The sequence below is a fragment of the Lachnoanaerobaculum sp. MSX33 genome, from assembly GCF_000512995.1.
Taxonomy (GTDB): domain Bacteria; phylum Bacillota; class Clostridia; order Lachnospirales; family Lachnospiraceae; genus Lachnoanaerobaculum.
In genome coordinates this window covers 36,857-52,849 of sequence record NZ_AZXX01000025.1, presented here as the reverse complement: position 1 = coordinate 52,849, position 15,993 = coordinate 36,857, and the positions used below count along the sequence as shown (strand labels likewise).

The following is a 15,993-nucleotide window of genomic DNA, read 5'->3' as shown; positions in this document are numbered from 1 at the left end:
AGATGTTTGAGCGAAAAAAATCGCAATAAGAAAAGACGTGATAAAAAAGGGCGTATTTTACGAAACGGAGAAAGCCAGCGAGCGGATGGAAGATATGCATTTGTTTATACAGACTGCTTTGGGAAACAGAAATTCATTTACAGTTGGAAGCTAGAACCGACAGATTTCCTGCCGGCAGGAAGAAGAACATGCCAATCACTTAGAGAAAAGGAAAAAGCCATATTAAGAGATATAAATGATGGCATTACTCCTTATGGTGATAATTTGACAGTTCTTGAGTTGGTAAAAAAGTATATTGCTCAGAAGACGGGAGTTCGTCATAACACAGCAGCAAATTATAACTTTGTTATCAACATAATTAAGAAAGAAAAATTTGGGACAACAAGGATTGACAAAGTGAAGCTGTCAGATGCAAAAGCATGGTTGATTAAACTTCAGGCAGATGGAAGGGGGTATAGTACCATTCACTCAGTGCGTGGAGTTGTAAGACCTGCTTTTCAAATGGCTGTAGATGATGATTTGATTCGCAAGAATCCGTTCGAGTTTCAATTATGTACAGTGGTTGTAAACAATAGTGCAACCAGAGAAGCTATAACCAGAAAACAAGAGAGAAAGTTCTTGGAATTCATTAGGAATGATGAACATTACAAACGATACTATGATGGCATGTTTATTTTTTTTAAAACAGGGCTTCGTATTTCGGAGTTCTGTGGACTGACACTTTCTGACATTGATTTTGAAGAAAAGCAAATCAATGTAACTCATCAGCTTCAAAGAACCAGAGACATGAAGTATGTTATTGAAGATACTAAAACATTAAGTGGAACTAGAATCATTCCTATGACTGAGGAAGTGTATGCATGTTTTAAGCGTATTGTTGAAAACCGTAAAAAGCCCAAGAAAGAGCCTGTTATTGATGGATACAAGGGATTTCTGTTTTTAGATAAGAAGGATATGCCGGAAGTTGCTTTGCATTGGGAAAAGCATTTTAAATGGGCATTGGCTAAATATAATCGAATCTTTAAAGAACAGTTGCCCAAAATCACACCGCATGTTTGCAGGCATACCTATTGTAGCAATATGGCGAAAAGCGGTATGAATCCGAAAACGCTTCAGTATCTTATGGGACATGCTGATATCGGGGTTACGTTAAATACATATACGCATCTGGGAGTAGAGGATGCCAAGGAAGAACTTGGCAAATATGTTAAGATGGCTTAAATATTAAGAAATTGAGACAACTAAAAGAAAACCTAAGTGAAAAAAGTCTTTAGTAAAATGAAAAATTGAAACATTTTACTAAGATTTTTACTAAATTTGGATGACAAAATATACGAATTTATGCCACAATATGCGACAAAAATGCATAAAACACTCTATCAGGACAAACCTTAAAAAGTGGCATAAAATCAGGTAAAATCAGTATTTTCAAGGAGTTTTAAAGGTATGATAAAAATACTTTTCATCTGCCACGGCAATATCTGCCGTTCGCCTATGGCGGAGTTTATAATGAAAGACAAAGTGAAAAAGCTTGGGCTGGAGGATATGTTTGAGATAGCCTCAGCCGCAACAAGCTCGGAAGAGATATGGAACGGCGTGGGAAATCCTATGTTTCCGTCTGCAAAAGACGAACTTCAGAAACATGGAATAGCCTGTGCAGGTAAGAAGGCAAGGCAGATGGTAAAGTCCGACTATGAAGAATATGACTATCTTATAGGTATGGATGATGCTAATATAAAAAATATGAAAAATTTGTTCGGTGACGGAGATAAGATATTCAAACTTTTAAGCTTCGCAGGAAGCGATGATTCGGTATCGGACCCATGGTACACCGACAGATTTGATGTTGCCTTTGAGGATATAAACAGAGGTATAGACGGATTTTTGAAGTATTTGGAGGAGAAAAATGTCATCAATTAAAAAGGTATTGATAATAAAGGTAATTGCAGCAATCTTTTGTATTGCGGTAGGAGTGGTATCATTCTTTCTGATAGCCGATAAGCTGGGGAATGTGGATTTTCATGCGGATACGATAAATGCTCTTGACAAGAGCAGAAGTAAGGTTATGGAGCTTGCTGCTGCGGCTGTGGCATCTTCATCGGCTATTACACTTTTGCCGGGAGATGTAGGTACTCCTATTGCACAGGAACTTGCGGATATGAGCAAGTATTTTCTGATTGTGCTTTGCGCAATCTACCTTGAGAAGTTCTTGCTCACCGTAACAGGCTTTGTGGCATTTAAGTATGTTATTCCTGTGGCATGTGTGCTGTTCATAGTATTTATCGCTTCAAATGAAAAGATATTTGCAAAGATTGCGACTAAATTATTTTTATTCAGCCTGGTTATATCATTTACTATTCCTGTGAGTGTAAATATTGCGAGAATGATTGAGAGTAATTATGCCGCCTCGATAGAGACAACTCTTAATAATGCCAAGGAAAATACGGATACGGTAACAAAGAGCGCCGAGGAAGAAAATAAAAACAGCAGTGCACTTGAAAAAATAGTAAATAATATTACAGGGAATGTAAATGAACTTTTAAAGAAGTTTGAGAATACCCTCAGTTCCTTTATAGAGGCTATTGCTGTACTTATTGTAACATCATGCCTTATACCGATAGGAGTGCTTTTATTCTTCTTATGGTTGGTGAAGCTTCTTTTCTCAATAGATGTAAATAATTTCAGCTTTATCAGAAGAGAGTAAACAAGTTGTTAAAAAAATATCGTTAAAATGTTGACAATAATAACATTAAGTTATAATATATAAGCATGTAATTTTAGTAACACTTAGGTTCTTAATATTTAAGAACCGATGCTCAAAAAATGGAGGCTGTATATGAGATTTACATTACCAAGAGACATTTATCATGGAAAAGATTCACTTGAGGCTTTAAAGAGCTTCACAGGAAAGAAGGCTTTTGTCTGTGTAGGCGGTGGATCAATGAAAAGGTTCGGATTCTTAGATAAGACAATCGCTTATTTGGAAGAAGCAGGTATGGAAGTAAGACTTTTTGAGGGAATTGAGTCTGATCCTTCTGTAGACACCGTAATGCGTGGTGCTAAGGAGATGCTTGAGTTCGGACCGGACTGGATAGTTGCTATCGGTGGAGGTTCACCTATCGATGCGGCAAAGGCTATGTGGATCAAGTATGAGTATCCTGATTGTACTTTTGAGGATATGTGTAAGGTATTCGGTATTCCTACACTTAGAAAAAAAGCAAAATTCTGTGCTATTTCTTCCACATCGGGAACAGCTACGGAAGTAACAGCTTTTTCAATTATAACAGACTATGAAAAGGGTATCAAATATCCTATAGCCGACTTTGAGATAACACCTGATGTTGCAATTGTAGACCCTGCACTTGCACAGACAATGCCAAAGAAGCTTGTTGCACATACAGGTATGGATGCTATGACACATGCTATAGAGGCGTATGTATCTACAGCCAACTGTGACTTTACAGATCCACTTGCACTTCACTCTATAGAAATGATAGACAAGTACCTTGTAAAGTCATACAATGAAGATAAGACGGCCAGAGATGCAATGCACAATGCACAATGTCTTGCAGGTATGGCATTCTCAAATGCTTTACTTGGAATAGTACATTCTATGGCGCATAAGACAGGTGCCGTATTTGGAGATTTGGGTGCTCACATTATTCACGGTGCGGCAAATGCTATGTACCTTCCAAAGGTTATCGCTTTCAATGCAGAGGATAAGGAAGCTGCAAAGAGATATGCTAAGATAGCTGATGTGCTTGGATTGCCGGGCAGTAGCGAAGATGAGAAGATAAAAGAGCTTATCAAGTACCTTAGAGGTTTAAATGATGCTTTAAATATTCCACATTGTATCAAGAACTACGGTGCGGATTCATATCCTACAGAGAACGGATTTGTACCTGAGAAAGTTTTCTTGGAAAGACTTCATGATATAGCTGTAAATGCTGTTGGAGATGCATGTACAGGTTCAAACCCGAGACAGCCAAGTGTTGAAGAGATGGAGAAGCTCTTAAAATGTTGCTACTATGATACGGAAGTAGATTTCTAAAAATTTTATAGTATAAATGAACACATCAACATCTGATTTATTTTTAGATTGTTGATGTGTTTTTTTGATAAAAAAATTAAAACTCGTTATCAAATTTGCTTGAAAAATGAAATAAAAAGTTGTAATATGATATCGAGTTTCAAATTGAGTTTAAATCTCAGTAATCAAATTGGAGGTGTGGTTTGAAGAAAGCTCAGTATAAAACAAGACAATTGCTTGAAATAGAGGATTTCCTGAAAAACAATGAGAATAAGCATGTCACCGTGAATGATATTATTCTCTTTTTCAAACAGCAGGGAAAGAATATCGGGAAAGCTACTGTTTACAGACATTTGGACAGAATGGTAAGCGATGGGACAGTACATAAATATATGTTGGAAACAGGAGACAGTGCCTGCTTTGAATATGTAGAGGGTGAAGACGTTCATCCGGTATGTTTTCATTGTAAATGCGAAAAATGCGGAAAGCTTATCCATTTGGAGTGTACTGAATTATCTTTAATCGGCGAACACTTGAGAGAAGAACACGGCTTTTCTATAGATCATGCCAGAACAGTTTTTTATGGAACTTGTAATGAATGTAGAGAATAGAGGGAGACTATGAAGAAGTATATTGGAATAGGACTAAGTATCCTTGTGGCTATTATGATGGTTTTGGGCTGTGCAAAAAAGGAAAGTACCGGCAGCAGTGAGACTGAGAGCGGCAGCAGTGTTATGGAGAGCAGCAGTGTAGCTGAAAGTAACAGTGAGGAAACTAAGAAGCTGAGCATTGTTACTACTATTTTCCCTGCCTATGACTGGGTAAAACAGGTAGTAGGTGATAATAAGAATGTAGAGATTTCCTTCCTTATAGATAAGGGTGTGGATTTACACAGCTATCAGGCATCTGCGGCAGATATTGCAAAAATAACAGACAGTGATTTGTTTGTATATGTAGGCGGAGAATCTGACGGTTGGGCTGAGGATATTATAAAAGAGAATCCTAATTTGAAGTATATCAATATGGTAGACAGTATCGGTGAAGCTGCATTAGCAGAGGAACTTGTAGAGGGGATGCAGGATGAAGAAGAGCATGACCATGAAGGCGAAGAACATGCAAATGAAGAGGGCGAGCATGCACATGAAGAAGGTGAGCATGAAGACGGAGAGGAAGAGATAGATGAGCATGTATGGCTTTCAATTAAGAATGCTGAAACTATAGTAAGTGCTATAGAAGCAAAGTTGGCCGAAATTGATCCTGACAATAAGGCTGAATATGAGAAAAACGCAAATGACTATTTGGCTAAACTTGATGAACTTGATAAAGAGTATAAGGATACACTTTCAAGTATTCAAAACAAAACTATAATAGTCGGAGACAGATTCCCGTTCAGATATCTGGTAAATGAATACGGAATAAAGTATTATGCAGCATTTAAGGGCTGTGATGCGGGAAGTGAAGCATCTTTTGAGACTGTAAAGTTTTTGGCAAATAAGATGGATGAACTTAATATGTCGGATATTTTTATAATTGACGGTTCAAAAGGGGATTTGGCAAAAACAATAGTTGATAATACCAAGGATAAAAATGCCAAGGTTTTGGTGCTTGACTCTATGCAGTCTACAAAGAGCAGTGATAATGCAAGCTATCTGGATATAATGAAGAAGAATTTGGAAGTGCTTAAAGAGGTATTATAGACTGGAGTTTTATGATAAAATGTGAAAAATTGTCACTTGGATATGACGGAAAAGCCATAGTGGATAATCTTAATTTTGAAGTTTCGGATGGAGATTATCTATGCGTAATTGGGGAAAACGGTGTGGGAAAGTCTACACTTATAAAGACGCTTTTAAAACTTATAAAACCGATCTCAGGAGAGGTTATATATAATGAAAATTTGTTGCCTACGGAGATAGGATATTTATCACAGCAGCAACAATTATTAAAAGACTTTCCGGCATCAGTTTTTGAAATTGTGCTGTCAGGATGTCAGTCAAAGGTGGGAATCAGACCATTTTATAAAAAAGAAGAAAAGCAGACCGCAAAGGAGAAGATAGAAAAACTGGGACTTCTTGATCTTATGACAAGAAGTTTCAGTGAACTCTCCGGCGGTCAGCAACAAAGGGTGCTTTTAGCCAGAGCGTTGATGGCGGGACAAAGACTTATGATACTTGATGAGCCTGTTACAGGTCTTGATCCTGAGGCGAGTCAGAACATGTATGATATTATCAATGAGCTGAATAAAAGTAATATGACCATTATTATGATATCTCATGATATAAAAGTGGCACTTGAATATGCTACCAAGGTTTTATATATTGGAGAACATATATTTTTCGGTACAACTTCGGAATATAAAAAGAGCAGGGGGATGGCATGAAAGACATACATGTATATTTAAGCTATCCTTTTGTAAGGTATGCAATAATAGTAGGCATACTTATAGCACTGTGCTCTTCACTGCTTGGTGTTATTCTGGTATTGAAACGCTTTTCATTTATTGGAGACGGACTTTCGCATGTGGCATTCGGTGCAGTGGCGGTATCGACGGTATTTAATCTTACAGACAATATGGTGCTTGTGTTGCCTGTGACTATAATTGCCGCAATTCTGCTTTTAAAGGGCGGAAGTAACGGAAAGATAAAGGGAGATGCGTCAATAACGATGATGTCTGTCGGGGCGATGGCCTTCGGATATCTGGTTATGAATGTGTTTTCAAGCGGATCAAATCTTGCCGGAGATGTATGTACCACCTTGTTCGGATCCACTTCAATACTTACCTTAACAAAGGAAAAAGTGATTCTTTGTGTCATACTTTCAATATTTGTAATATCTGCATTTGTACTGTTTTATAATAAAATATTTGCAGTAACATTTGATGAGAATTTTGCAAGTGCTACAGGTATAGACACACAAAAATATAATCTCTTGATAGCGATAATCATTGCAATAATTGTAGTATTGGCTATGAATTTAGTCGGTTCACTCCTTATTTCGGCACTTGTGGTATTCCCTGCATTGGCATCCATGTGTGTGTTTAAGAGTTTCCTCTCAGTGACCGTATCATCAGCGATATTTTCAGTGGTTTGTACCTCTCTGGGACTTGTCATTTCAATACTTGGCGGTTCACCTGTAGGTGCAACTATTGTATGCATTGATATATTGGCATTTTTTATATTTTATTTGATAGGTAAAATGGGACATTGATTAGAATCTGTGTTATAGTTTAGGCAAAGGTAAAATTTGTTGCCTGAATTAGGACACGGATTTTATTTTTAGTAAGCTTTGTTATTTTTTTATCTTGATTATGTTTTGGAATTAATGTAAAATCAAATCGAATTTGAAAATAATACGCAGTTTCGGTATGGTGCCGGGCTGCCTGATTAATAGCATTTATTCAAACAGATATAAACTGTTTGATAGAAAACGAGGTATATATGGAAAAAAGACCTGTAGTATTATGTATAATGGACGGTTTAGGACTTAGAAAAGGACATGATCACAATGCGGTGTTTGAGGCAAATACACCTAATCTGTGCAGTCTGATGAAGGAGTATCCTTTTGTAGAAGGACAGGCAAGCGGACTTTTTGTAGGTCTTCCTGACGGTCAGATGGGCAACTCTGAGGTAGGCCATATGAATATGGGTGCAGGAAGAATTATATATCAGGAGCTTACAAGAATATCAAAGGCTATAGAGGATGGGGATTTCTTTGAGAACAAGGCGCTTCTTGCGGCAGTTGACAATGCAAAGAAGAATAACAGCGCACTTCATTTAATGGGACTTGTTTCAAGCGGAGGTGTTCACAGCCATAATACACATATTTACGGATTGTTGGAGCTTGCAAAGAGAAACGGATTAAAAGAAGTTTATGTTCATGCCTTCCTTGACGGTAGAGATACACCTCCTACATCAGGAAAGGAATTTGTAGCCGAGCTTGAAAAAGAGATGGCTAAAATCGGTGTAGGAAAGGTAGCTTCCGTAATGGGACGTTTCTACGCAATGGATAGAGATAACAGATGGGACAGAGTTGAAGCCGCTTATTCTATTATGACTAAGGGTGGAAACTTAAAAAAGAGTGCTACAGAGGGAATACAGGAGTCATATGATGAAGGTAAGAATGATGAGTTTGTGGTACCTTTCTCTGTAGATAATGACGGTGCAAAGACTATTAAGGATAAAGATTCGGTTATCTTCTTTAACTTCAGACCTGACAGAGCAAGAGAAATGACAAGAGTATTCTGTGTAGACGATTTTGACGGCTTTAACAGAGGAAAGAGACTTGATACCACATTTGTATGCTTTACAGATTATGATGAGAGCATAGGTAACAAGCTTGTTGCTTTTGAGAAGGAAGAGATAAAGGATACATTCGGAGAGTTCATAGCGGAGCATGGTATGAAGCAGGTAAGAATTGCCGAGACGGAGAAATATGCTCATGTTACATTCTTCTTTAACGGAGGCAAGGAAGAGCCTAATGAGGGTGAAGACAGAATTCTTGTAAACTCGCCAAAGGATGTTGCTACATATGATTTGAAGCCGCAGATGAGCGCATATGAGGTATGTGATAAGCTTGTAGACGCTATAAAGAGCGGTAAGTATGATGTTATTATAATCAACTTTGCAAACCCTGACATGGTAGGTCATACAGCTGTTGAAAGTGCGGCTATAAAGGCTGTAGAGACAGTTGATGAGTGTATAGGAAAGACTGTAGAGGCTATCAAGGAAGTTAACGGAGTTATGTTTATCTGTGCGGACCACGGAAACTGTGAGACTTTAGTTGATGAAGAGACAGGTGAACCACATACAGCTCATACTACAAATCCTGTACCTTTCATTCTGGTAAATGCAGACCCTAAGTACACTCTGGCAGAAGGCGGAAGACTTTGTGATATAGTTCCTACGCTGATTGAGCTTATGGGATTACAAAAACCGGCTGTAATGACAGGAAAGAGTTTATTGGTTGAAAAGTAAATAGGTCTTATTAATGCTCAAGGTTTTTGCCTTGGGCATTTTTTATAATTTTAAGAAATACTGATAAGATGTCTAATCATTCTCAACATTATTAAATAAACCGTAAATAATATACAAAGATAATTCATATAGCGTTAATTGACTTTGAAAAACAAATAGCGTATTATGTGTATTATTAAGCTGATACAATGGGCTTGATAAAGATTGGCAAAAAAATATATAAAGATTTCGTGATTATTATTGAATATGGGAGTGATTGCGATATAATACTAAGCACGTTAATATGCAGATAACGGAGGTTATATGAGAAGTAAATTAATGAAAATGGGAGCATTGGGATTGGCTTCTGTATTGGCTACACAGAGTATTGGTGCAGGTACTGCTTTTGCACAAAGTTCAAATTTTGATTTAAGAAAAAAAGTAATAGGTCTTACGGGTATAACCTTTGTAAGCGGAAATATAGACAGATTTGTCACAAGAGGTGAGTTTGCAAAGATGCTTGTACAGGCTTCATCATATCGTTCCGTACTTACAAAGACAAGCAATGTGTCGGTATTTAATGATGTTCCGAAAGATAATGAGAACGCTTCCGCTATAAAGATGGCTGTGGAGCAGGGATATATGACAGGATATCTAGGCGGAAACTTCAAGCCTAATGATAATGTAACATTGAATGATGCTGTAAGAGGAGTACTTGCTTTACTCGGATATCAGGCAAGTGATTTTGCAGGTGATGCAAACAATAAGAGAATGGCAAAGTACGGTTTCCTTGAGTTAAATGAGAACCTTACATCACTTACACCTACTTCAAATCTTAAGGTAAGAGATTGTATAAATCTCTTTTATAATATGTTAAAAACAAATATGAAAGACGGCGGAGCATATATTGCAACCGTATTCGGAGGTGAGTTAAACAGCGATAAGGAAGTAAATCCTTTAAAGCTTGCCGACAATTCACTTAAGGGACCTAAGGTGGTAAAGTCTGTAAATCAATTGATACAGGCGGTTCCTTTTGACTATAAGGATGCGAATCTCTTTGTTGACGGAAGCAGCGTAGGTGCGGACAGATTCAAGAGTCTGATGGTATCATCAGATGTAGGTCTTGTAATATACTATTCGGCAGCTGCAAAGACTATCTGGGCATATGATGAGAATACGGATGCTACAAATGGTAAGAAGGCGGTACATGGTACTGTTGAGAGTATATACTATGAGTCAACATCTACACTTACACCTACATCTGTGACCATAGACGGAGAAACATACAAAATTGCAAACAGCGATATGCAATTTGCATTCTCTATCTACGGAAGTATCAAGGTTAATGATGATGTTACTTTAGTCGTAGATATAAATAATTCTGAAGATGGATCTGTAAGCTACACGGTAGTTGATTATATAGCAGATTAGTGAGGGGAAAAATGAAGAAAAAATTTATTATTATACCTGCAATTATAGCCATTGGCGTAGGTGGATTTTTCTTTATGAAATCAAGGCAGGCTGTAAATATTGACAAGAGTACATTTGTATCTACAGCAATAGCATCAAAGCAGGATATCTCTTCAGAGATATCCTCTTCAGGTACTATAACACCTAAGGACACTTATAATATAACTGCGCTTGTATCTGGAGATATTATCTCGGCGGACTTTGAGATAGGTGATATGGTTAATAAGGACCAGGTACTCTATCAAATAGATAAGTCAAGTCTTGAATCTGATATAAATTCCTCAAATAATTCTCTTAGTAAAGCAAATACCGGATATGCTACGGCCAACAAAGACCTTGCAAAAGCAAAGGCGGATTTTTCCGGTAATCTGTATCGCTCTACAAGAAAGGGCTATATCAAGGAGTTGAGTATTCAGGCAGGAGATAAGATAAGCGGAGGTACAAAGCTTGCCACCATATATAATGATACTGTGATGAATATTCGTATTCCTTTCCTAAGTATGGAGGCACAGAATATTCAGGCGGGAATGACAGGAACTTTGACTCTTACGGAAACAGGAGAGCAGATAGAGGGAAAAGTAATTTCCGTATCAAGTATGGATCAGACAATGGACGGTGGAAGACTTGTTCGTAATGTTACGTTCGAAGTAAGTAATCCGGGAGGACTTACAGATAAGACAACTGCAAATGCTACAGTCGGAAATATTACTTCTACAGGAGACGGTACTTTTGAGGCTACAACAAATGTTGATATGAGTGCAGACCTGGCTGAAGGTGTACAGATAGAAAGTGTATTGGTGAATGTAGGTGATTATGTAGAAGTTGGAACACCTATTTTTAAGATGACTGCAGAGTCCGCAGAGAAACTTTTAAAAACTTATAAGGATGCTGTAGATACCGCACAGGGAAATGTGGATGCGGCACAAAAGGGTGTTGACACTGCAAAGAAAACCTATGACGAGTATACTATTAAATCACCTATTTCCGGAAAAGTTATATCAAAGAACTATAAGGTTGGAGATAAGGTGGGCTCAAGCGGAAACAACAAGGCTACCAATATGGCTGTTATTTACGATATGAGCTCATATACATTTAAAATGAGTGTGGATGAGAAGGATATTACAAAGGTTCAAAACGGACAGAAGGTAAGAATAAAGTCGGATGCTTTCCCGGATCAGGAATATTCGGGAACGGTTACCAATATCAGCCTTGAGAGTACAAGCCAAAACGGTGTATCAACCTATCCTGTTACAATAACACTTGATGAGACTTATAATCTTTTACCGGGAATGAATGTGGACGGATATATTACACTTGAGTCTGCAAAGGATGCACTTACAATACCTTCAGGTGCTCTTATGAGAGGAAATAAGGTCTATGTAAGAGATACATCGGCAACACAGAGTGCAAGTGCAGATGCAAGCGGTGCGGCTTCAAGTGGAGACGGTCTTATCCCCGCAGGTTTTAAAGAGGTTACAGTAACTACCGGAGTTATAAATGCGGATTTTGTACAGATCACATCAGGACTTAATGAAGGTGATGAGGTCTATGTGGACGATAGCGCAAGTATGGATACGGGAACAAACGGAATGGACGGTATGGGCGGAGAAGGCGCACCTGCAGAAGGAGGCGGAGCCGATACAGCCGGAGGAGCGAACGGTGGCGGAGCCGATGCCGGCGGTGCCGATGCAGGAGCCGGAGGAGAGTAATGGAAAAACTTATCCAAATGACAGATATTCGAAAAGAATATAAAATGGGCGATGAGATTGTTTGTGCCAATGACGGTGTAACTCTTGATATAGACAAGGGAGAGTTTGTTGCAATTGTGGGTAAGTCGGGATCCGGTAAATCCACTCTTATGAATATTATAGGGGCTTTGGACGTGCCTACATCAGGTAAATATCTTTTGGGCGGAAAAGATGTCGGAAAGCTTAGTGACAATCAACTTGCCGATATCAGAAATAAGATGATAGGATTTGTTTTTCAGCAATACAATCTTTTGCCCAGAATGAATCTCTTGGAAAATGTGGAACTGCCGCTTTTATATGCGCATGTTTCAAATCATGAAAGAGAAAAGAGGGCAATGGAGGCACTTGAAAAGGTGGGACTTGCCGAAAAGGCAAAGCAGATGCCCAATCAGCTTTCAGGAGGACAGCAGCAAAGAGTGAGTATTGCAAGAGCTCTGGCTGCAAATCCTTCACTGATTTTGGCAGATGAGCCTACAGGTGCCCTGGATTCAAAGACCAGCCGTCAGGTTTTGGATTTTTTTAAGAAAATCCATGAAGAGGGAAATACGGTTATTATGATTACACATGACAATTCTATTGCAGTTGAGGCAAAGAGAGTTATTCGAATAGCTGACGGTAAAATAAATTTTGATGGAAGTAGTGAAGAGTATGCTGCAGTCATTTAAACTGGCAATAAAGAGTATTATTGCAAATAAAATGAGATCATTTTTGACAATGCTCGGACTTATCATAGGTGTATCTGCTGTCGTTATACTGGTCAGTGTAATGATGGGATATATGAACAATATGGTAAAGTCCTTTATGGACATGGGAGCCAATACTATCAGTGTCAATTTGGTCAATATGCCTGCAAGACAGGCGTCGGTAGATCAGATGTATGATTTTTTTAATGAACATAGAGATATTTTTTCCGAGGTGACACCACAGGTCAGTGTAAGCGGAACAATAAAGGTGGGAAGTGCAAAAACTACCACTACTACAGTTTCCGGAGTAAGTGAATACTATGGTAAATTGAAGAATTACAAACTTGAAAAGGGAAGATTCCTATCATATGCGGACATGGTATCCAGACAAAAAGTTGTTGTAATCGGATATTATGTTGCAAGCAAGCTTTTCGGTTCACCGAAAGCTGCGATAGGTGAGACTATAAAGATAAACGGTTCGGCATTTACTGTCGTAGGTGTGGTACAAAGACAGGATAAAACACAGTTGTCGGCAAGGGGAAGTGATGACTTTGCATTTATGCCTTATTCCACAGCAGGACAGTTAAACGGAACTTCAGTACCTGATTATTATATTTTTGCTACGGTAAATACTCAGGTGAGCAATCAGGCGGTGGAGCTTTTAAAGGATTTTCTAAAAACTATCTATACTCAAAAAGAAACATATTTTGTTCAATCTATGAGTCAGATGCTTGGGGAAATTAATACACAGCTTGCACTTATGAGTACTATTATAGGAGCTATTGCCGGTATTTCACTTCTTGTTGCAGGTGTGGGAGTTATGAACATCATGTTGGTATCCGTTACTGAGAGAACGAGAGAAATAGGTATCAGAAAAGCGCTTGGAGCCAGAAGAGGTGTTATACTGCAACAGTTTGTCATAGAGGCTTTGGTTACGAGTACACTGGGAGGTTCGCTGGGAATTGTATTGGGTTGTATTGCCAGCCCTACTATAGGCAGATTTATGAATATTTCATCACCTGCCAATTTAAATGCGGTTATAATTTCATTCAGCGTATCTGTAGCAATTGGACTTATATTCGGATATATGCCGGCTATGAGAGCGGCAAGCCTAAATCCGATAGATGCACTAAGAAGTGAATAAAATTTTTGTTTTAAAATGTCCGGTAATATCGGACATTTTTTGTGATAAATTAATTTTAATACAATTTTTATTGGATTATTAATTGATATAGGATATACTAGGGTAATGAAGAAATTTTTTTATACATTTGGGATAAGTTTTTATCCTATACTTATTTATACGGCCATTCAGTCTTCTTTGGGAATGTTTCTTGCAGTACTGTTTGGTTTCCTTGAGGGAGCTCGCGATTTTAATGCGATGATGGATGTTTTAAAGGCAAATGCACTTGTTATTACTGCGATATGTGCAGTGGTTACTTCTGTAGTTCTAAGTCTCTTTTTCAATATTGATGTTAAGAACGGCAGAATTGAAAAGCGCGGTCAAATTAAAGCAATGGATTTTGTTATGGCCATTGTAGGCGGTGCAGGCGTTTCAATTGCATTAAATATCGTTATAGCATTGACAAATATGGCAGGTAAGGATACGGCATTTGTGGAAGTCAGCGATACGATTACAAGTAATCCGCTTATTGTCACAATAATATGTGCCGGAATATTGATACCGATAGTTGAGGAAATAATATTCAGAGGTTTGATTTTTAACAGAATTAAACATCAATATAATTTCGTGGCAGGTTTACTTATATCATCTTTGTTATTCGGTATTTACCATGGAAATATAGTTCAGGGTATATATGCTACACTTCTGGGTATATTCCTCGGATTTGCCTATTACAAAACAAAGAGTATTTTAATTCCTATATTCATACATATGAGTGGAAATACAATTGTTTCAATTTATGCCAAGTTGGGTGAGAATGAAGAAAATATAGGGATTTTGTTGGTAACTGTGGCAATCAGTATAATATTTGCTTTAATAGGTACAATATATTTTATAAACAGAAAGGTTGAGTAATGAAAGTTTTGAGTATAGCGGTGCCATGCTTTAATTCGGCGGCATATATGAGAAAGTGCATTGATTCTTTGCTGGTAGGTAAGGAAGATGTAGAGATATTGATAGTAAATGACGGCTCATCTAAGGACAATACAGCTGAAATAGCGGATGAGTATGAGAAAAAATATCCTAATATCTGCAAAGCAATCCACAAGGAAAACGGAGGTCATGGTGATGCCGTGATGTTTGGACTTAGAGCCGCTACAGGCGAGTTTTTTAAAGTGGTGGATTCAGATGATTATTTGGATGAAAAGTCATTTTTGGAAGTACTCAATAAGCTCAAAGAGTTTATAAGAGATAAGGAAAATATTGATATGCTTCTTTGCAACTTTGTCTATGATAAAGACGGTGCAAAGAAGAAAAAGGTAATGACTTATAAGAGAAACTTACCTATAAACAAGAAGTTTGAATGGGAGGATATCAAGCCTTTCCATACAGGGCAGTATATTCTTATGCACTCCGTAATATACAAAAGAGAGCTTCTTATAGAGAATAAACTTGACCTTCCGAAGCATACATTCTATGTGGATAATATCTTTGTATATCAGCCTTTGAAGGCGGTAAAGGATATTTATTATATGGATGTAAATCTTTACAGATACTATATCGGAAGAGAGGATCAATCTGTAAATGAGCAGGTAATGATCGGAAGAATAGATCAGCAGATAAGAGTTACTAAAATCATGCTTGATTCATTCGATCCTTATGATGTTGCAAATAAAAAGCTTAGAAAGTATCTTATAAGCTATCTTGAGATAATGATGGTTATTTCCTCCATACTTGCAATACGCTCAAAGAGTGAGGAAAATATGCAAAAGAAGAAAGAGCTTTGGGATTATCTGAAGGACCACAATCCAAGACTTTATAGGAGAATACGATATGGTGTTCTCGGTCAGACTATGAATCTGCCAGGCAAAGTGGGAAAAGGTATTGCCGTAGCCGGATATAAGATTGCAAATAAGCTGTATGGATTTAACTAAATATAAAAACTTGCATCCGGATTGTTGCTTTAAAATTCGGATGCATTTTTTTT

At 37.8% G+C, this 15,993-nt stretch carries 15 protein-coding genes; all 15 read left to right on the top strand.

The genetic code is table 11. The annotated features are described in order from the left end of the window. Positions 1 to 6: 6 nt before the first annotated feature. Positions 7 to 1,221, top strand: coding sequence for a site-specific integrase (locus HMPREF1495_RS02625; protein ID WP_034211805.1), 1,215 nt, complete (start codon positions 7 to 9; stop codon positions 1,219 to 1,221). A gap of 225 nt (positions 1,222 to 1,446) precedes the next feature. After that, a complete protein-coding gene (locus tag HMPREF1495_RS02620) occupies positions 1,447 to 1,920 on the top strand; it encodes a low molecular weight protein-tyrosine-phosphatase (protein ID WP_007595835.1) in 474 nt (157 codons plus the stop codon). Next, positions 1,907 to 2,704, top strand: a complete 798-nt coding sequence (locus HMPREF1495_RS02615; RefSeq protein WP_034211804.1) for a hypothetical protein — start codon at positions 1,907 to 1,909, stop codon at positions 2,702 to 2,704. The genes HMPREF1495_RS02620 and HMPREF1495_RS02615 overlap by 14 nt, the downstream gene beginning before the upstream one ends. Before the next feature lie 132 nt (positions 2,705 to 2,836). Next, positions 2,837 to 4,051 (top strand): iron-containing alcohol dehydrogenase, encoded by a 1,215-nt coding sequence (locus tag HMPREF1495_RS02610; protein ID WP_034211803.1) that lies wholly within the window; start codon positions 2,837 to 2,839, stop codon positions 4,049 to 4,051. 182 nt (positions 4,052 to 4,233) lie between these two features. After that, the gene (locus tag HMPREF1495_RS02605) at positions 4,234 to 4,641 is read left to right on the top strand and encodes a Fur family transcriptional regulator (RefSeq protein WP_007595857.1); all 408 of its coding nucleotides are present in this window, start codon (positions 4,234 to 4,236) and stop codon (positions 4,639 to 4,641) included. 9 nt (positions 4,642 to 4,650) lie between these two features. After that, positions 4,651 to 5,727 carry a metal ABC transporter substrate-binding protein gene (locus HMPREF1495_RS02600; RefSeq protein ID WP_034211802.1) on the top strand — a complete coding sequence of 359 codons (1,077 nt, stop codon included), beginning with the start codon at positions 4,651 to 4,653 and terminating at the stop codon, positions 5,725 to 5,727. Between the two features lie 11 nt (positions 5,728 to 5,738). After that, entirely contained in the window at positions 5,739 to 6,410 is a 672-nt protein-coding gene (locus HMPREF1495_RS02595) for a metal ABC transporter ATP-binding protein (RefSeq protein ID WP_034211801.1), read from the top strand. Next, positions 6,407 to 7,237: a metal ABC transporter permease gene (locus HMPREF1495_RS02590; protein WP_034211799.1), complete on the top strand. Its 831-nt coding sequence runs from the start codon at positions 6,407 to 6,409 to the stop codon at positions 7,235 to 7,237. Before HMPREF1495_RS02595 ends, HMPREF1495_RS02590 begins: the two co-directional genes overlap by 4 nt. 230 nt (positions 7,238 to 7,467) lie before the next feature. Next, complete coding sequence (gene gpmI / locus HMPREF1495_RS02585) at positions 7,468 to 9,003, top strand: 2,3-bisphosphoglycerate-independent phosphoglycerate mutase (protein ID WP_034211798.1); 1,536 nt, start codon at positions 7,468 to 7,470, stop codon at positions 9,001 to 9,003. Positions 9,004 to 9,306: 303 nt separating this feature from the next. Beyond that, complete coding sequence (locus HMPREF1495_RS02580) at positions 9,307 to 10,413, top strand: S-layer homology domain-containing protein (protein ID WP_034211795.1); 1,107 nt, start codon at positions 9,307 to 9,309, stop codon at positions 10,411 to 10,413. A gap of 11 nt (positions 10,414 to 10,424) precedes the next feature. Beyond that, the gene (locus HMPREF1495_RS02575) at positions 10,425 to 12,161 is read left to right on the top strand and encodes an efflux RND transporter periplasmic adaptor subunit (protein WP_034211793.1); all 1,737 of its coding nucleotides are present in this window, start codon (positions 10,425 to 10,427) and stop codon (positions 12,159 to 12,161) included. Further along, entirely contained in the window at positions 12,161 to 12,865 is a 705-nt protein-coding gene (locus tag HMPREF1495_RS02570) for an ABC transporter ATP-binding protein (RefSeq protein WP_034211791.1), read from the top strand. Before HMPREF1495_RS02575 ends, HMPREF1495_RS02570 begins: the two co-directional genes overlap by 1 nt. Continuing rightward, positions 12,849 to 14,027, top strand: a complete 1,179-nt coding sequence (locus HMPREF1495_RS02565) for an ABC transporter permease (RefSeq protein ID WP_034211789.1) — start codon at positions 12,849 to 12,851, stop codon at positions 14,025 to 14,027. Before HMPREF1495_RS02570 ends, HMPREF1495_RS02565 begins: the two co-directional genes overlap by 17 nt. Positions 14,028 to 14,132: 105 nt before the next feature. Then, positions 14,133 to 14,921, top strand: a complete 789-nt coding sequence (locus tag HMPREF1495_RS02560) for a CPBP family intramembrane glutamic endopeptidase (protein WP_034211787.1) — start codon at positions 14,133 to 14,135, stop codon at positions 14,919 to 14,921. Next, positions 14,921 to 15,940, top strand: coding sequence for a glycosyltransferase family 2 protein (locus HMPREF1495_RS02555; protein WP_034211785.1), 1,020 nt, complete (start codon positions 14,921 to 14,923; stop codon positions 15,938 to 15,940). Before HMPREF1495_RS02560 ends, HMPREF1495_RS02555 begins: the two co-directional genes overlap by 1 nt. Positions 15,941 to 15,993 lie beyond the last annotated feature (53 nt).